The organism is Rufibacter sediminis (genome assembly GCF_014269285.1).
In the GTDB taxonomy this organism is placed as follows: domain Bacteria; phylum Bacteroidota; class Bacteroidia; order Cytophagales; family Hymenobacteraceae; genus Nibribacter; species Nibribacter sediminis.
Map to the genome: position 1 here is coordinate 22,989 of NZ_JACOAF010000019.1, position 18,281 is coordinate 41,269.

Here is an 18,281-nt window from a genome sequence, read left to right on the forward strand (position 1 = left end):
CTGTTCCTCGGTCAACCATCGGGTTCTTCCTCCTCTTCTGCTAAAAGGAAACCGCCGGACCTGTTCTTATCTTCCGGTCTCCCTCTCCTGTTTAAGCCCCTGTGTTTTTGTGCCTTATTCGTAAAAAAAAGCCGAAAACAGAAATTTATGGCAATTCCTACTTGATTTTGGTTTCTCAAAAGAAACCGGAGCTCCAACTATTGTAAAACATTCTAAACCATTTAGTTGTATTCTACATCAATTCCCTAACGCGGTTGTCTTGAATAATTCTAAATAAAAGCGTTTTATCTCTGGTTTTGTTTTCCGTTACTTTGCGCCACTGAATGAACGTTCAATAGAGAGAGGAGATACGCCTTGGAGATGATAGCAGAGAAGAAGAAAGCGATTCTGGAGAGCACGCTGAAGTTAATTAAGGAAAACGGGTTCCATGGAACTCCCATGAGTATGGTGGCGAAGAAAGCTGGCGTAGCGGCCGGCACCATTTACCATTATTTTGACAGCAAAGACACCCTTATTATGGAACTGTTTGTCTATACGCAGTACCGGGTACAGGAAGCCATGCTGAAGAACCTGCGCGAGGACATGGACCTGAAAGAGAGTTTCTTCATGCGCTGGATCAGCCGCTGCCAGTTCTACATCCAGAACCCAGACATGCTTTTCTTCATGGAGCAGTTTGTCAATTCACCCTACTACCCCCGTTGCCCACAGGAACACAATGAGCGCGTCCAGAATGAAATTAAGCAGTTTATTGAAGTGGCGCAACAGCAGGGCATCCTGCGGGAACTGGACTTCAAACTGATGGCCATCATGATCCACAGCAGCATTATGACCGCCGCCAAAGTCCACCTGGACGGCAAGGTGCTGCTGGGAGACAAAGAATTCAACCAGTTGGCCCAAATGGTGTGGGACAGCATCCGTGAGTTATAAACCCAACAATCACCCTCTTACCTTTTATTTATCAGTACCCTATGAAAAAAACAAACTATCTGCTGCTTCTGCTGCTGAGTTGCCTTTTGGTTCCGGCGGCGTTGCAGGCACAGGTGACCCCAGATAGCACCGCCGGCAGGCTTACGCTGGAGCAATGCGTGGAGTACGCGTTGAAAAACCAGGCGCAGGTGCAACAGGCCCAATTAGATGAAGAGATTGGCGAGCGTCAGATCAAGGCGCAACTGTCGGGATGGCTGCCCCAGGTCACGGCCCAGTTTGCCGCCGTGCGCAACATTCAACGTCCCCGCTTTGTCATTGGGGACGAAGTGATCACCACTGGGCAGAACTACACGTCCAACATCAATTTCCAGGCCAACCAGACGCTGTACAGCAATGACCTGTTGTTGGCTAGCCGGGCGGCCCGGTTCACCAGATCATCGTTGGACCTGAACACGCAAAACACCAAAATCAATACGGTGGTGGATGTGAGCAAAGCGTTCTTCAACATCCTGCTCAGCCAGGAACAGCTCCGCATTCTGGACGAGAACATCGCCCGCCAGGAGAAACAGTACCGCGATGCCCGCGCCCAGTATGAGCAAGGCTTGGTAGACAAAACCGATTACCAGCGCGCCAGCATCACCCTGAACAGCATTCGCTCAAACCGCAAGAGAACGCAGGAAGCCATCAAGGCCAGCACGGCTTTGTTACAGGAGCTGATGGGCCTGCCGGTGGGCTCGCCGCTCACGCTGGCCTATGACTACAACCAGATGCAGCAGAACATCCTTATTGACACCACGCAGAATGTGACGTTCGCCAACCGGGTAGAATTCCAGCAGATACAGGTGCAGCGCCAGATCCAGGGGTTGAACACCAACTTCTACCGCTGGGGCTTCCTGCCAACGGCTTCCATCTATGGCAATTACAATCCGCAGTTCTTCGGCAGCGAGCTTTCCAAGCTGTACAATGACATCTACCCTACCTCACAGGTAGGATTGCAGGTAGGTATCCCTATTTTCCAGGGGGGTAGAAGAATCCAGAACGTGCGTATCTCGCGCTTACAGGAAGACCGCCTCAGCATAGACCTGCAGAACATCCAGCGCCGCATCAACACCGAGTACCAGAGCGCCCTGGCCAGCTACAAAAGCGATTACAATGACTGGCTCACCCTGCAAAGCAACGTGCAACTGGCCGAGGAAGTCTACAACGTGATCAAGCTCCAGTACAACGAAGGCATCAAGACCTACCTGGACCTCATTGTGGCCGAGACCGACCTCAGAACTGCCCAACTGAACTATTACAATGCCCTGTACAATGTGCTTTCCAGCAAGCTGGATGTGCAGCGTGCCTTGGGAACCATAGCCGTTAATTAACCAGAGAAAAACCATTAGCATCATGAAGATACATTTCCCCACCCTGGCTGCGCTTACCATATCCAGCGCCCTGTTGGTTTCCTGCGGCAAGAAGGATGCCGCACCCCAAGGCCCCATGATGGGCGGTCCGGTTCCCGTGAACACCTATACCGTTTCAGAAGAGCACGTAGTCGGGACGGATTCTTACCCCGGCACCGTGGTACCGCTTAACGAAGTGGAACTGCGCCCTCAGGTGGCCGGCTATATCACCCAGATCTTTGTCAAAGACGGGCAGCGCGTGACCAAAGGCCAGAAACTCTACGAGATTGACCGCACCAAATACCAGGCCGCCTATGGTCAGGCCCAAGCCAACGTACGCAGTGCCCAGGCCAACCTGAACCGGGTGCAGAAAGACCTGGAACGTTATGAGAATTTGGCCAAGCAAGACGCGATAGCCCGCCAGCGCGTGGATTACGCCCGTGCCGACGTGGAAACTGCCCGTGCTCAGGTAGCCGTAGCCCGCGCCCAGGTGGCCAGCGCCGGAACTGATTTAGGGTATTCTATCATCACTGCCCCGTTCAGCGGTACCATCGGTATCTCGCAGGTACGGGTGGGCTCGCAGGTAAGCCCCGGCCAAACCCTCCTGAACACCATCTCCTCTGAAGGACCCACCGCCGTTGATTTCGTGATCAATGAGCAGGAACTACCGCGCTTCAACCGCCTGCAGCAAGGCAAGCAGCCCGACTCTACCTTCACCCTCACCCTGGCAAACGGTTCACGCTATCCGCACACCGGGAAACTGTCGGCTATTGACCGGGCAGTGGGCCTGCAAACGGGTACCATCACGGTGCGCGTGAGTTTCCCTAACCCAGACCGCCAGCTGGTGGCAGGCATGACGGCCACCGTGAACGTGCTCAACCAGGACATCGGGCAGCAGATCACGCTGCCGTTCAAAGCCGTGACCGAGCAGTTGGGCGAATTCTTCGTGTACAAAGTGCAGGGAGACTCGGTGCAGCAGCAGAACATCCAGTTAGGAACCCGTTTCCAGGAGAAGATTGTGGCCCGTGAAGGCTTGAAGGCCGGAGACGTGATTGTCGTGGAAGGTATCCAGAAACTGCGCCAGGGCGCGAAAATCCAGGTGGGTGCGCCGCAAGCCGCCGGAGGTGCCCCAGCCGGAGCCAGATAATATAATTTTCAAGTAGCTTTTTCAGAACGAGTATGATATCTGATGTATTTATAAGACGGCCCATCACCGCCATCGTGATCTCCATTGTGATCGTGTTGGTAGGGTTGCTGGCCATGATGAACCTGCCCATCACCCAGTACCCGGACATTTCCCCGCCCACGGTATCGGTGTCGGCGAACTACACGGGGGCCGATGCGCAGACCATTGAGCAGACCGTGGCCACCCCCATTGAAACCCAGATCAACGGTACGCCGGGCATGGCCTATCTGACCTCTACCAACACCAGTACCGGCCAGATGAACATGACCGTGACTTTTGAGGTGGGCACGGACATCGACATCGCCACCCTGGATGTGCAGAACCGCGCCAGCGTGGCCGAGCCCACCCTGCCCGAGGAGGTACGCCGGTTAGGGGTAACGGTCCGGAAACGGAACCCAAGTATCCTGATGGTGGTGGGGATTTATTCCCCTAAGAAAACCCACGACATCCAGTTCCTGGACAACTACGCCAACATCTACCTGAAAGACGCTTTGTTACGGGTGCAAGGAGTGGGTGACGCCACGTCCATTGGGCAGGACTTCAGTATGCGTCTGTGGCTGCAGCCGGATAAGCTGGCGCAGTACAACATGAACGCCAACCAGGTGGTAGCTGCCATTCAGGAGCAAAACATGCAGGTAGCGGCCGGTACGGTAGGTGCCCGCCCGCAATATAACACCCAGGCGTTCCAGTACCCTATCACCGTGACGGGCCGCTTGACCACGAAGGAAGATTTCGAGAACGTCATCATCCGCACCAACCCAGAAGACGGTTCTTTGGTGTACCTGAAAGACGTGGCCCGGGTAGAGTTCGGGCAGTTTGACTACGGACGGCAAGCCACTATCAACGGGAACCCGTCGGCCATCATGCTGATCTACCAGGCCCCGGGCTCTAACGCGGTCTCCACGGCCGAAGGTATTTATGCCGCGCTGGAGGATATGAAGAAATCCTTCCCTGCTGACGTGGACTATATTGTCTCGTTTGAGTCAGTGACCGTGGTGGAGGTTTCCATCAACGAGGTGGTGCACACCCTGGTGGAAGCCTTGATTCTGGTAATTGTGGTGGTGTTCCTGTTCCTGCAGAGCTGGAGAGCAACGCTGGTGCCTATTCTGGCTATTCCGGTGTCCATCATCGGTACGTTCATCTTCTTCATCCCGCTGGACTTCACCATCAATACCTTAACCCTCTTCGGGTTTGTGTTGGCGATTGGTATTGTAGTGGATGATGCCATTGTGGTGGTGGAAGCGGTGCAGCATTACATTGACCATGAGCGGCTCTCGCCCAGGGAAGCTACCCGCAAGGCCATGAAAGACATCACCGCGCCGGTAATCGCCATCGCTTTGATTCTCGCCGCGGTATTCATTCCGGTAGGTTTCATTCCAGGGATTGTGGGCCGTCTGTACCAGCAGTTCGCCATCACCATCGCCATTTCGGTACTGATCTCGGCGTTTGTGGCCTTGACCTTGACCCCGGCGCTTTGCTCTCTGATGCTGCGCCCCATGAACGTGAACCGCGAGTCCAGAGGTCTGAACAAGTTCTTCTACAAGTTCAACAACTGGTTTGCCAGAACCACCGAGTCTTACTCCGTAGGCGTGCGTAAGAGCATCAAAGCCGCGCCGTTGGCCTTGATTCTGTTGGTGTGTCTGTACGTGGGTACCGTGGGGTTATTCGCCAAGAAACCAACCGGCTTTATCCCGACGGAAGATGAAGGCCGTCTGTTTATCTCGGTGGAGTTACCAGAGGGTTCTTCGGCGAACAGAACGCAGGAGATTCTGGAGAGAATGGCCGGTATTCTGGGTGAAGTGAAAGCCATCAAAAACGCGACGTCCATTTCTGGTCTGAACGCGATTAACTTCTCCTTCAAATCAAACAGTGGTACGTTCTTCATCCAGATGCGGCCCTGGGACGAAAGACAGGAGGCTTCTCTGCAATTGCAGGGGGTAATGGCCGAGCTGAACCAACGCTTTGCCGCTATCAAAGAAGCGAATATCATTGTGGTGGCTCCTCCGGCTATTCCGGGTCTGGGCCAGTCAGGTGGTTTCAGCTTTATGCTGGAGCAGCGGACCGCCGGTGACATCAAAGAGCTGGAGCGCGTCATGGGGCAATTCCTGATGGCGGCGAACCAACGGCCTGAGATTGCCATGGCGTACAGCTTCTTCAACACCCGCACGCCTGGCTACCACGTAGACGTGGACCGCGAGAAAGTGAAGAAACTGGGCATCAGCCTCACCGATGTGTACGCCACCATGTCTTCGTACATGGGTAGCCGCTACATCAACGACTTCACCCGCTACGGCCGTAATTACCGCGTGGTCGCCCAGGCAGACACCGCCTACCGGATGGACATCAAGGATATGAACCAGTTCTACGTCCTGAACCAACGGGGAGAATCGGTGCCGCTGAGCGCCCTGGTTACCAGCAAAGTGGTGGAAAACCCGGCGGTAATCTCCCACTACAACCTGTTCAGATCGGTGGAGATCTCAGGAGGTGCCAAACCGGGGTACAGTAGCGGGCAAGCCTTGCAGGCCCTGCAAGAGGTAGCCGCCCAAACCCTGCCGGCCGGTTACGGCTTTGACTTCTCAGGCCTCAGCCGGGAGGAGTTATCAGCGGGGAACAGCACCATCTACATCTTCGCGCTGTCTATCATCCTGGTGTTGCTGTTACTGGCCGCCTTGTATGAAAGCTGGAGTGTACCGTTCTCTATCCTGTTTGCCATTCCGCTGGGGATGTTCGGGGCGATTCTGGCCCTTACCTTCCTGCCGAAACTGGAAAACAACGTCTATGCCCAGATTGGTATGATTACCCTGATTGGTCTGGCCGCCAAAAACGCCATCCTGATTGTGGAGTTCGCCAAAGAGCGGGTAGATCGCGGCATGGAACTGATTGAAGCGACCATTGAAGCGGTTCGGCTGCGTCTGCGTCCCATTATCATGACCTCCATGGCCTTTATCTTAGGGGTGATTCCGCTGGTGACGGCCTCCGGCGCCGGGGCGGTTTCCCGCCAGACCATTGGCTGGGTGGTAATCGGTGGTATGTTGGCCGCTACGTTCCTGGCCATCTTTATTGTTCCGGTGTTGTACGTAGTGATCACCCGTCTGGCCTACGGTAAAAAAGGACTAGCCGAGCTGCAGAACCGCTACAAAGACGTTGACTTTGACCATCAATAGATTTCTTTAACTTCGTTTCAGAAAAGCCCGGACTCCCAGAGCCCGGGCTTTTTTCTAAACAAAACCTGTTATTCCTATGAAACTCCAACCTGCTGCTTCTTCCCCTAAAACTTCCCCGCTGGTTTCCTTTCTGGCCTTTTACCAATTGGCCGGCGGAGCGCTGGGGCTGGGTTTATTCCTCAAACTGATTCCGCAGCTCCATAATCCATCCACCTCTACCTGGGTAGGAATTTTACTGGCCGCGCTGCTGTACAGCTATTCCATTTTCTGTGGCTTCTCATTGCTGAAAAGAACCCGTCGCGCCATTGGGGCTTCACTGGTCAACCAGGTGCTGCAGGTGTTCAGCTTCGGTATGGGCGGACTGGCCTATAATTTTGTGGCCGGGGTGAAAGTGGGCGTGGGCATTGAATTCCTTTCCAGCTGGCTGTTCAAACTTCGGTTATCGTTATCATCCTTTCAGTTCAGCCTCAACGCCAATACCGGGGCATCTTTTGTGTCTGTGAACCTGCTGGCCCTCCTGCTGATTTACCTCCTGGAGCGGGCCCGCGACGAAGCCCAAGAAAAGTAATCCATAACGGAGAACGCATCTCTTCTGCCGGTGGAAGGCTCTATTGCACGGCCGAAGTAAGCAGCCAATGCCCTTTATAGAGCAAAAAACCTGAATTGAGCCTCTTTTTCAGAAATGACACCAAAAACGGCTCATCGCTCATATCTCATCTATATAGGCCATTTACAAGAGGAATATGCATTTTACAACCAATTACAGCTCAAACGGTTGAAAATTTATTTTCGAAGGCTTTTGCCAACTTCGTAATCATGAGTTCCGTTTTCGGGCTGAAATTGAAAAAACGTGCTGAAAACGTGTTTTCCGTTGATAATAAATTACTACTAACGCTTGTTCGTTAAAAAATCATTAAGATTTCATTTGATTCCTTGACAAATATTTAAGAAATTACTGATTCACCCTTACCCTTACGAACAAACAAAGGAATGAATCAGGCCGATGAACTTAATAGAGGGCTCTACACGCCCGAGTTAGAGCACGACGCTTGTGGTGTTGGTTGTGTTGTCAATTTAGATGGTCATAAATCACACGCCACGGTCAAGGACGCGCTTACCATGCTCAAAAACATGGAGCACCGCGGAGCCACCGGCAGCGACCCCGAAACCGGCGACGGAGCCGGGATTTTAGTGCAATTACCCCATGACTTTTTCAGAAAGGAACTAGCCGAGTTTGCCATCACCCTGCCTCCTCAGGGAAGCTATGGCGTGGGCATGGTCTTCTTCCCCACCGTCTATGAACTGCGGGAGAAATCCCGCAAAGTGCTCAACAACTGCCTGCGCAAGCTGGGCCTCAGCCTGATTGGGTACCGCCTGGTGCCGGTCAACAGCCAGGTGCCCGGCCACGGAGCCAAAGCCGTGGAGCCATACATTGAGCAGGTGTTTGTGCAGCCGGTAGACCCCACCATCAAGGGCGAAGACCTGGAACGCAAGCTTTTTGTGCTGCGCAACCTCATCAGCAACGAAACCCGCAAAAACGTGCGTGGCGAGAACGGCACCTTCTACATCGCCAGTTTCTCTTCCCGTACTATTATCTATAAAGGCCAGCTGAAAACCGATCAGCTGGAACGCTATTACCACGACCTGCGCCACCCAGATTTCAGGTCGGCGATTGCGGTGGTGCACTCCCGTTTCTCTACCAACACTTTCCCCAACTGGCGTCTGGCCCAGCCGTTCCGGTTCATCGCGCACAACGGCGAGATCAACACCATCCGGGGGAACGTAAACAAAATGAAGTCCAAAGAGGCGCTCATGTCTTCTCCCCTCTTCACCGAGGAAGAGATGCAGTGGCTCCTGCCCGTGACCAACCCAGAGGATTCCGACTCCGCGAACCTGGATGCCCTGGTGGAGCTACTCACGCTTTCTGGCCGTCCGTTGCCGCACGTGATGATGATGCTGGTGCCCGAGGCCTGGCAGAACAACGAGCACATGGACACCTATAAAAAGGCATTCTATAAATTCCACGCGTCCTTGATGGAGCCCTGGGACGGCCCCGCCGCCCTGTTCTTCACCGACGGCACCCAGATTGGCGCCACCCTGGACCGGAACGGCTTGCGCCCCGTGCGCTACTGCCTCACCAAGCAAGGTCGCCTGGTCATGGCCTCTGAAGCCGGTGCCCTGTGCGTAGATCCCAGAGACGTGATCAAACGCGGCCGTCTGCAACCCGGCAAAATGCTCCTCGCCGACATCTCCCAGAACCGCATTTTTGAGGATGACGAGATCAAGCAGCTGGTTTGCAATGACAAGCCGTATTTTGACTGGATTCAGAAAAACCGCATCAAACTGAGACTTCGGCCAGAGCCCAGCATTCTGCTGCAGCCCTGCACGCCAGAAGAGTTGCGCCAGCGCCAGAAAGCGTACGGCTACACCCGCGAGGACCTGAAAATGGTGGTAGAGCCCATGGCCGCCACCGCCTATGAGCCCGTGGGCAGCATGGGTTCTGACACGCCCTTAGCCGTTCTTTCGCAGCAAAGCCAGCACGTTTCCAATTATTTCAAGCAGTTCTTCGCGCAGGTGAGCAACCCGCCCATTGACTCCATCCGGGAGCGGCTGGTGATGTCCTTGTTCACCCGTGTGGGCGAGTCTCTGAACATTCTGGACGAGTCTGAGCTCCACACCCGCCAGATTCATATCTCCCAGCCGGTCATGGACCCGGTGGAGTTCCAGAAACTGGTGTTCCTGAAGGAAGAAGGCTTTGAGCATGAGACCCTGGATGCGACTTTCTCCACCCGCGAGACCGGCAACCTGCAACGCGAAATCGACCGCATCTGCGCCGAGGCAGAGGCTGCTGTACGGGCGGGCAAGAAAATCCTGATCATCTCCAACCGTAACATCACGGCGCAACGGGCGGCTATTCCGTCTTTGCTGGCCGTTGGGGCCGTACACCATCACCTCATTGAGAAGCGCATCCGGACCAAAGCGGGTCTGGTAGTAGAAGCCGGCGATGCCTGGGAAACCCACCATTTTGCCACCATCATTGGCTACGGGGCCAGCGCGGTGTATCCGTTCCTGGTGTATGACACCATCAAAGGCCTGCATGACCAGCACAAACTGGACAACGCCCACCCATACACCCACTACTTCCAGAACTTCATTTACGCGGTGGATAACGGCCTGCTGAAAATCCTGTCCAAGATGGGCATCAGCACGCTGCAGTCTTACCAGAGCTCGCAGATCTTTGAGATTCTGGGCCTGAGCCAGGAAGTGATTGAGAAATGTTTCAAGGGCACCACCAATCGTCTGGAAGGCCTCAACTTTGAGGATCTGGAGCGCGAGGCGCTGACCAAGCACCAATCGGCGTACCCAGACCATGAGAACCTGCTGGAGTCCGGCGGCTATTACCAGTGGCGGCGCGACGGCGAGGAGCACCTGCTCACGCCCAAGGTGATCCACCTGCTGCAGAAATCGACCCGTCTCAATGATTACCTCTTATATAAAGAGTACTCCAAATCCATAAGGGAGCACCAGCAGGAAACGGCCATCACGCTGCGCAACCTGTTCGAGTTCCGGAAACGGCAGTCGGTTCCGTTGGAGGAAGTAGAGCCAGTTTCGGCCATTCTAAAGCGTTTTGCGACGGGCGCTATGTCGTTCGGGTCCATTTCTTACGAGGCGCACACCACGCTTGCCATTGCCATGAACCGCATCGGCGGCAAAAGCAACAGCGGCGAAGGTGGCGAAGACGAGGCCCGCTACACCCGCAAACCCAACGGTGACTCTGAGAACTCGCGGGTAAAGCAAGTGGCCTCCGGCCGATTTGGCGTGACCAGCCACTACCTGGCCAATGCCGACGAGATCCAGATCAAGATTGCCCAGGGCGCGAAACCCGGCGAAGGCGGTCAGCTGCCCGGCCACAAGGTAGACCACTGGATTGCCCGCGTGCGCTGCTCCACCCCAGGCGTGGGTTTGATTTCGCCGCCGCCGCACCATGACATCTATTCTATTGAAGACCTGAAGCAGTTGATCTTCGATCTGAAGAACGCCAATCCCAAAGCCCGCATCAACGTGAAGTTGGTGGCTGAGGCTGGGGTGGGCACCATCGCCTCGGGCGTAGCCAAAGCCAAAGCCGATGCCATCATGATCTCGGGGGCCGACGGCGGTACCGGGGCCAGCCCGCTGAGCTCCATCCGGCACACCGGCTTGCCTTGGGAAATTGGCCTCGCCGAAGCGCATCAGACCCTGATCAAAAACAACCTGCGCAGCCGCGTGGTACTGCAGACTGATGGCAAGATTCTGACCGGCTATGACCTAGCCGTGGCTACTTTGCTGGGTGCGGAAGAATACGGCGTGGCCACCGCCGCTTTGATCACCGAAGGCTGTATCATGATGCGGAAATGCCACCTGAACACCTGCCCAGTAGGAATTGCGACGCAGAACCCAGATTTGCGGGCTCTTTTCACCGGTGACCCCGACCACGTGGTGAATCTGTTCACGTTCATGGCCATGGAACTGCGGCAGATCATGGCTTCTTTGGGCTTCCGGACCATCAACGAAATGGTGGGTCAGTCCCAAGTACTCAAAATCAGAACCGACCTGAACCACTGGAAACTGAAGAACCTGGACCTCTCCCCTATCTTCCACCAGGAATATGCCCCGCGCAACGTGGGTACCTACAAGCAGATTGAGCAGGACCACGAGATTGGCAAAGTGCTGGACAAGAAACTCATCCGGGACCTGAAAAAAGGCAATACCGAGGTAGAGTACCGCATCAACAACGTAGACCGCGCGGTGGGCACCATGCTCTCGTATGAAATCTCCCGCAATTTTGGGAAACACGGTTTGCCGGAAGATAGCTTCCGAGCTACGTTCTACGGATCGGCGGGGCAAAGCCTGGGGGCGTTTCTGGCTCCGGGCATTACCTTCAAACTTTATGGTGAGGCCAATGACTACATGGGAAAAGGTCTCTCGGGCGGTAAACTGATTTTGCAGCCTTTCAAGGAAAGCCAGTACCTGGCGCATGAGCACATCATCACCGGCAACGTGGCCCTTTACGGAGCTACCGCCGGCAAAGTGTACATCAACGGCATGGCCGGGGAGCGCTTCTGCGTGCGCAACTCCGGGGCCGAAGCGGTGGTGGAAGGCATTGGCGACCACGGCTGCGAGTACATGACTGGGGGAAAAGTGCTGGTGCTTGGCGAGATAGGCAAGAACTTCGCGGCGGGCATGAGTGGCGGGATGGCGTATCTCTACGCCCCCGATCCCAATCATGTAGACCAACTGAACCTGGACATGGTTGGCCTGGAGGAACCAGACACCGAGGATCTGCTCTGGATTGTGCAGAAACTACAGGAGCACGTGGGATACACCGGCAGCGTGCTGGCAAGAGAATTCCTGGAGAACTGGGAGCTTCACCGCGACCACTTCCGGAAAGTGATGCCGCATGACCTCAAAAAAGCCCTGCAATTAAAAGATAAAGAAACTGAAAGAATTTTGGCGTAATGGGAATAGCAGACGGATTCTTGAAATATAACCGGGAACTACCCGGTACCCGCGACCCCAAAGTGCGGGTGAACGACTCAAACGAGATTTACCTTCCTTTTCCGGAAGACAAGACCAAACAACAGGCCTCCCGCTGCATGGACTGCGGCATTCCTTTCTGCCACAACGGCTGTCCGTTGGGCAACCTGATTCCGGATTTCAACGATGCGGTCTCGGAAGGGGATTGGGAGCGGGCCGTGCGCGTGCTCTACAGCACCAACAACTTCCCGGAGTTCACCGGCCGCATTTGCCCCGCCCCTTGTGAGAGCAGCTGCGTGTTGTCCATCAACAAACCGGCGGTGACCATTGAGCACATTGAGAAATCCATTGCCGAGAAATCCTTTGAACTGGGCTTGGTACAACCACAGCCGCCCCTGCAAAGAACCGGCAAAAAGGTAGCCGTGGTAGGCTCTGGTCCGGCCGGATTAGCGGCGGCGGCCCAGCTGAACAAAGCCGGGCACAAGGTCACCGTGTACGAAAAAGATGAGAAAGCCGGCGGTTTGCTCCGTTACGGCATCCCTGATTTCAAGCTGGAGAAATGGACCATTGACCGCCGCCTGGCCATTCTGGAGGCCGAGGGCATCAAGTTCAAGTACAACCGCAAGATTGGGCAAGACACCACCCTTAAAAAGCTGTACCGCAAGTACGACGCGGTGCTGCTCTGCATAGGGTCTACCAAACCGCGCGCCATCTCCATTCCGGGCAATCACCTGAAGGGCATCCACTTCGCCATGGATTACCTGGGCTTGCAGAACCGCCGGGTAGACGGAGCGCAGATTGCGCCGGAAAACGACATCAACGCCTTTGGGAAACACGTGCTAGTCATTGGCGGCGGCGATACCGGCTCAGACTGCGTAGGCACCGCCAACCGCCATTTCGCCAAATCCATTACGCAGTTGCAGTACCGATTTATGCCGTCCAGCGAGCGGCACCCCACCAATCCCTGGCCTGAGTGGCCGGTGACGTTCTCGTCTTCCTCTTCCCACGAAGAAGGCTGCGAGCGCAGCTGGGGCTGGCTGAACAAAGAATTCATCGCCGATGAGAACGGGCACGTGAAAGGCCTGCGCGTGGTGGAGCTGGAATGGAAAAACCAGTCTGAATACACCGAGAAACCCAACAGCGAGCGCATTCTGCCGTGCGATCTGGCCTTGATCGCCATCGGGTACGAACGCCCCGAACACGATGCCTTCACCGCTAACTTCAAATTTGAGCTGGACCGCCGCGGCAACTTTAAACTGAACGACTGGCAAACGAACGTCCCGGGCATTTTCTCCGCCGGAGATGCGTGCCGCGGTCAATCGCTGGTGGTCTGGGCCATCTCAGACGGCCGCGAAGCCGCCCGCGCCATTGACGTCTACCTGATGGGCGACTCTGAATTACCTTCCAAAGAGCTGTCTAAGTACCAGCTGTTTTAATAACCGATTGTCCGTATTGGATATCGAGGATTAGGTAGTACGATAGAAGTTATACAGAGCCCCGGCTTGCCGTTTGGTGAGCCGGGGCTTTCTGTTTCAATGCGTTTGTGGGCTGTTTTTTGAAAAAAAGCGTTGAATCGCCGATGGCATAGACACTCGCAGGTCCTCCGGACACTCCAAGGTCTTTAAAGTGAGCGGAAAGGTGGGTTTTAGGGCCGATTTCCGGAAAACGTGGTTAAAACAAACTTCTATGAAGCAGAAAGACACCTGCTTTTTTCTTGACCGGAAACTCGGATCTGAGCTCCCGCAAAACTGCTCGAGTCTCCCGGCGAGTCTGGAGACTCGCATCATCCTTTGTCACGAGACTAAAGTCTCGCGCCAGCTCCTTCTATGATCAGACTCAGGACTCACGACTCAGGACTCACGACTCAGAACTCATCTTGGCCTCGTAGTGTGCGCGGCTCCTACGAGTGTCTTTCCGTTTCTGGTCCGTTTTCGAAAAATCTGGCCTAAAACGGAAAAGCTGGCGGTTTACTCGTAGAAGTCTATAAAACTTGCGCTATCCTATGGAAACAAGGACAACCTTTTACCGCACCAATGGAGTCCGGCTGCATGTGGCCGAGGCAGGTTACGCCAACGAGAAAGTCATTTTGTTTCTGCACGGTTTTCCAGAGTTTTGGTACGGCTGGAAAAAGCAACTCCAGTTCTTCGCCGAGAACGGCTGGCGCGCGGTGGCACCAGACCAACGCGGGTATAACCTGAGCAGCAAACCGGAAGAACTGGCGGCCTACACCATTGACCAACTCACCAGAGATATCGTGGAGCTTATTCCTCAGATCAGCGCGGGGAAAGTAGTGCTGGTGGGGCATGACTGGGGCGGAGCCGTTGCCTGGAATCTGGCCTTACAGCACCCCGAGCTGCTCGAAAAGCTGATCATCCTGAACATGCCGCACCCCCGGGTCATGCACCAGCATCTAACCCAGAACCCCAGGCAGATGCTGCGGAGTTGGTACACCGGTTTTTTCCAGATTCCCTGGTTTCCCGAGATCGCGAGCAGTGCCTTTGACTTCCACTTGCTGGAAAGTACCATGACTGGCTCGGCGCTGCCCAACACCTTCACCCCCGCCGATATAAAAGCCTACAAAGAAGCGTGGGCGCAACCGAATGCCCTCACCACCATGATCAACTGGTACCCCGCCTACAAACAACACCCGATAAAAGCGCCCCGCCCAGTCAAGGTGCCCACCCTTATGATCTGGGGCAAGCAGGATCCATTCCTGGACACTGAACTGGCCCGGCCCAGCATTGAGCAATGCGCCAAAGGCCAGCTTATTCTCCTGGGAGAACCTACCCACTGGTTGCACCATGAACAACCCGAGAGAATCAACAGACTGATGCTGGATTTTCTGGTGGAATAGAGAAAGAGGTTCACAAAACGTAAAGCCTCTTGTTTCTTCAGGCTGGCTTTAGGCCGAACCAGCAAAGCCGGTAATGTTGTTTAAGGCTTGTTTCCGTAAAAGAGGGCTAAAACGGAAATTCCTCCCGCTACCAGCTCAGTTTTCCAAGCACCTCAAACGCCCTCCAGCAAACAGCCCTACAACAAAAAACCGCACCTCAAAGAAGTGCGGCTTTCCCATCATTCATTAAATCAAAACGTGTTAATTTCTTCCGCTTCGGCTGGACTGTCTTCCTCCGGAGGAAGATTCCTGGCGGGGAGCCGCTTGCCGTTGCACAGGCGCTGAGGACGGAGCCATTTCCTGGCGGCTCCGTTGCTGGTACTGCCCCGGAGCGCTTGGCTCCTGCCGGGTACGGTCCTGGGATTGTACCTGAGCCGCGGCTGCCTCAGACCGACGGGAATAGCTGGTACTTTCGGAGCGTTGCGCGGGTGCCTCATAGGACGAGCGGGTGCGGATCTGCGGGGAGTAGGTTTCAGAAGAACGTTGCGGGTATTCCCGGTTTTCTGAACGGGTACTGGCTCTCTCCTCTCCGCTGCTTTCAGCATTCCGTATGCCTTCCCGGGTCCGGATACGCTCGGTGGCGGTGCTTCGGAGTTCTGAGGAGGCCTCTACCTCCGCACGACCGCGGGAAGTGTTGGTTGTCTCTTCAGAACGGCTTCTGACAGCGTTGCTGCTCCGGTCGGTTCTGCCCACCGCCTCATTGGCGTTGGACGAGCGGGAACGGGTAAGGGAGTTTTCCCTAGCAATCACGCGGGTAGGCGCTTCTTCACGGCGGGAGTTCACCTCTGGACGGTAAATCCGGACGGAGTTCTCGGCCAGCGAGGTTCTGCCGGGGCGGCTGTCCTGGTCTACGCGGTAGACATTCACCTTGCGGTTGGTGGCCCGCTCAATATCCTGGTTCCGGGGTCCGTACACATAGCGGCGGTTATCGCGCTCATAGTAGTTGTTGATAATTGTGGTGTTGTGGTAGATGTTCACTACCCGGGTTCTGGGCACGCAGTACGAGTAGATTCTGGGGCTGGAGATATACATCACGGGCACAAACACCCAGCGTACCGCCGGCACAATGTAGGTTACCCGAGGCCCCATAGGCGCCCAACCGTAGTAGCCGCCGCCGTTGCGCCAGTCTACCCAGGCCGGTCCCCACTCAGAACCCGGTATCCAGAGCCAGCCTTCGTAGTCGTCATAGATCCAGCGGCCGTAGTGGAACGGAGCCCAACCCCACTCGTAGTCAGACACCCAGGTGTTGCCATACTCGGTCATGACCCAGTGGCCTCGGGTGCCGTACGGCTGAAACCCCCGCTCTACGTTAGGCGACCACACATAGCCGTACTCCCTATCATTGATCCAGCGGCCATGGGCATCCAGCTCATCGTAAAAGGTCTGGAAAGACACCCGGTCTCCCGGACGAGCCTGCGCTTCAGGAACCTTGAGCAGGCAGAAAGCCATGAGAGCCATCACTCCCATGGCCCACAGACGTGGTAAAAAAATTTTCATTTGGGTTAGTCTTTATATTGGGCAACGGCGCGAAAAAAGGATCACGTTTGCTGCTCAATTTGGTTTAAAACAGAAGACAAGTACTTTCTCAACTCAATCCAAAAATCTTGCCAAAAACCTGCTTTAAGCTGGAGTATTCAGGATAAAAGTTCCCTTCTATAAGCAACTCATTTTCAATAAAGAAGCCGTTCAACGGCGTATGCTTCCAGACTCCTGACATTAGCGGCAAACCAGCATAGGATTATTCCTCCACTCCGGTGAAAAACAGTGTGTATTTTTGTCAAAGAAAAAAGGACTTTTCGCTACCTTTAGGCCTTCTATTTGTCCTCTGGCCTGGGCAGTAGCTCGTTGTTTTCAATACCGGAATTCAGTTGAAATTTTACTTTTTTAATGCGCCTGCCCCCGCTTCTCTAGAGGTGTTCCGGCAGGAGTATGTCTCTCAAAACCTAAAAAAACTTAGGCTGGCGGCCTACTTGGCGATGTCGGTTTCCTGCGGGATCATCATGCTACCGCTGGTGTTTCCGGTTCTCAACCAAACGCGGCACGCCACCTTCTACCGGGGGCTGAATATTTCCCTCATCTTCTCTTCTGCCCTGGCACTGGGTTTTGAGCACGTTTTAACCAAAGGCACCAGAAAACAGCCGCCCTACTGGGTAGGCCAGCTCCTTTGCCTGGGTTTTGCCTTTGCGTTTATCTGCAGCTGCCTGGGCATCACGTTCATTGCGCAGTCCAACCCTAAAAACACCCTCACCATGTACCTGCTGGGCCTGGGAACGGTGGCTTTTCTCTGGGATTTTGACTACCTGGAGACGTTGGTTTTGGTGGCGCTCACCTCGCTGGCTTTCACGTTGGTCGTTCAGCTTTCGTTCCTGAGCCCTGAGCAAGCCCTCCTGAACCACTGCATGTCTTTTGTGATTCTGGTTTGCTTTTATTTTCTTTCCCGCATCATGTACAGCTACCGGGCAAATCATTTCCTGCAGCTAAAGGAGATTGAGGAGAAAAACCTGGAGATTCAGAAAATGAGTCAGGCCAAGTCTGAAATTCTGGGCGTGGTGGCGCATGACCTGCGGAGCCCCTTCAACAACATTGAGATGATCACCTCGCTGCTGCAGAAAAAGAACCTCACGCCGGAGCAGGAACAGCAATACCTGGGCCTGATCTTGACCAGTTGCCAGACCTCCCGGAACACGATCAACGAGCTGCTTTACCTGGCGCGGGAAGAACAACTAGAAGCCATTCCGCTGGAACGACTGGATATCTGCGAGCTCCTGCAGCAGGTGCAACAAGAATGGCAGTCTCAGCTGCAAGGCTCCAAAGACCTGAAACTGCTGCATCCGCCGGCGCCGCTCTACGCCCAACTGAACAAAGACCGGTTTCACCGCATCATGGACAACCTGCTCTCCAACGCGGTCAAATTCACGCCCGCTAACGGCAAAATTCTCATCCGGGTACGCGAAGAAAAGAAAAAGCTCCAGCTGGAAGTTACTGATGAAGGCATCGGGATACCGGAGCGAATCAGGCCACTGTTGTTTGAGCGCTTCTCCAAAGCCCGGAGGCGCGGTTTGCAAGGCGAAAAGTCCACCGGTTTGGGCCTGAGCATCTGCCGCCAGCTGGTGGAACAACACGGCGGCTCCATTGACGTGGAAAGCGAAGAGCGCAAAGGCACTACCTTCCACATCACCTTACCGGCCGTGAAGTAAAACCGCCAGCAT

Annotated in this window: 10 protein-coding genes; 9 read left to right on the forward strand and 1 reads right to left on the reverse strand. The window is 54.8% G+C overall.

The genetic code is table 11. From position 1 onward, the window contains the following. Nucleotides 1-360: 360 nt before the first annotated feature. The 8 genes from H7U12_RS06605 to H7U12_RS06640 all read left to right on the forward strand — a co-directional run bounded on the left by H7U12_RS06605 (nucleotide 361) and on the right by H7U12_RS06640 (nucleotide 15,033). Nucleotides 361-927 (forward strand): TetR/AcrR family transcriptional regulator, encoded by a 567-nt coding sequence (locus H7U12_RS06605; protein WP_186634853.1) that lies wholly within the window; start codon nucleotides 361-363, stop codon nucleotides 925-927. A gap of 41 nt (nucleotides 928-968) precedes the next feature. Next, the gene (locus H7U12_RS06610) at nucleotides 969-2,297 is read left to right on the forward strand and encodes a TolC family protein (protein WP_186634856.1); all 1,329 of its coding nucleotides are present in this window, start codon (nucleotides 969-971) and stop codon (nucleotides 2,295-2,297) included. Nucleotides 2,298-2,319: 22 nt separating this feature from the next. Next, nucleotides 2,320-3,462, forward strand: a complete 1,143-nt coding sequence (locus H7U12_RS06615) for an efflux RND transporter periplasmic adaptor subunit (RefSeq protein ID WP_186634859.1) — start codon at nucleotides 2,320-2,322, stop codon at nucleotides 3,460-3,462. A 32-nt stretch (nucleotides 3,463-3,494) separates the two neighbouring features. Continuing rightward, nucleotides 3,495-6,665 (forward strand): efflux RND transporter permease subunit, encoded by a 3,171-nt coding sequence (locus H7U12_RS06620; protein ID WP_186634862.1) that lies wholly within the window; start codon nucleotides 3,495-3,497, stop codon nucleotides 6,663-6,665. A 76-nt stretch (nucleotides 6,666-6,741) separates the two neighbouring features. Continuing rightward, complete coding sequence (locus tag H7U12_RS06625) at nucleotides 6,742-7,233, forward strand: hypothetical protein (protein WP_186634865.1); 492 nt, start codon at nucleotides 6,742-6,744, stop codon at nucleotides 7,231-7,233. Between the two features lie 422 nt (nucleotides 7,234-7,655). Next, nucleotides 7,656-12,161, forward strand: a complete 4,506-nt coding sequence (gene gltB / locus H7U12_RS06630) for a glutamate synthase large subunit (protein WP_186634868.1) — start codon at nucleotides 7,656-7,658, stop codon at nucleotides 12,159-12,161. Next, on the forward strand, nucleotides 12,161-13,615 hold the full coding sequence (locus H7U12_RS06635) for a glutamate synthase subunit beta (protein WP_186634871.1): 1,455 nt from the start codon (nucleotides 12,161-12,163) through the stop codon (nucleotides 13,613-13,615). The genes gltB and H7U12_RS06635 overlap by 1 nt, the downstream gene beginning before the upstream one ends. A gap of 566 nt (nucleotides 13,616-14,181) precedes the next feature. Next, a complete protein-coding gene (locus H7U12_RS06640) occupies nucleotides 14,182-15,033 on the forward strand; it encodes an alpha/beta fold hydrolase (protein WP_186634874.1) in 852 nt (283 codons plus the stop codon). 240 nt (nucleotides 15,034-15,273) lie between these two features. On the opposite strand, the gene H7U12_RS06645 is transcribed toward H7U12_RS06640, so the two are convergent. Next, a complete protein-coding gene (locus H7U12_RS06645) occupies nucleotides 15,274-16,569 on the reverse strand; it encodes a DUF6600 domain-containing protein (RefSeq protein WP_186634877.1) in 1,296 nt (431 codons plus the stop codon). Between the two features lie 371 nt (nucleotides 16,570-16,940). Between H7U12_RS06645 and H7U12_RS06650 the strand changes: the two genes are divergently transcribed. Next, the gene (locus H7U12_RS06650; protein WP_186634880.1) at nucleotides 16,941-18,269 is read left to right on the forward strand and encodes a sensor histidine kinase; all 1,329 of its coding nucleotides are present in this window, start codon (nucleotides 16,941-16,943) and stop codon (nucleotides 18,267-18,269) included. Nucleotides 18,270-18,281: the final 12 nt, after the last annotated feature.

Bases quoted from the DNA above. Each gene is read 5' to 3' on its own strand.
- H7U12_RS06625 (WP_186634865.1), top strand. From the start codon at position 6,742: ATGAAACTCCAACCTGCTGCTTCTTCCCCTAAAACTTCCCCGCTGGTT.
- H7U12_RS06635 (WP_186634871.1), top strand. From the start codon at position 12,161: ATGGGAATAGCAGACGGATTCTTGAAATATAACCGGGAACTACCCGGT.
- H7U12_RS06605 (WP_186634853.1), top strand. From the start codon at position 361: ATGATAGCAGAGAAGAAGAAAGCGATTCTGGAGAGCACGCTGAAGTTA.
- H7U12_RS06615 (WP_186634859.1), top strand. From the start codon at position 2,320: ATGAAGATACATTTCCCCACCCTGGCTGCGCTTACCATATCCAGCGCC.
- gltB (WP_186634868.1), top strand. From the start codon at position 7,656: ATGAATCAGGCCGATGAACTTAATAGAGGGCTCTACACGCCCGAGTTA.
- H7U12_RS06610 (WP_186634856.1), top strand. From the start codon at position 969: ATGAAAAAAACAAACTATCTGCTGCTTCTGCTGCTGAGTTGCCTTTTG.
- H7U12_RS06620 (WP_186634862.1), top strand. From the start codon at position 3,495: ATGATATCTGATGTATTTATAAGACGGCCCATCACCGCCATCGTGATC.
- H7U12_RS06640 (WP_186634874.1), top strand. From the start codon at position 14,182: ATGGAAACAAGGACAACCTTTTACCGCACCAATGGAGTCCGGCTGCAT.
- H7U12_RS06645 (WP_186634877.1), bottom strand. From the start codon at position 16,569: ATGAAAATTTTTTTACCACGTCTGTGGGCCATGGGAGTGATGGCTCTC.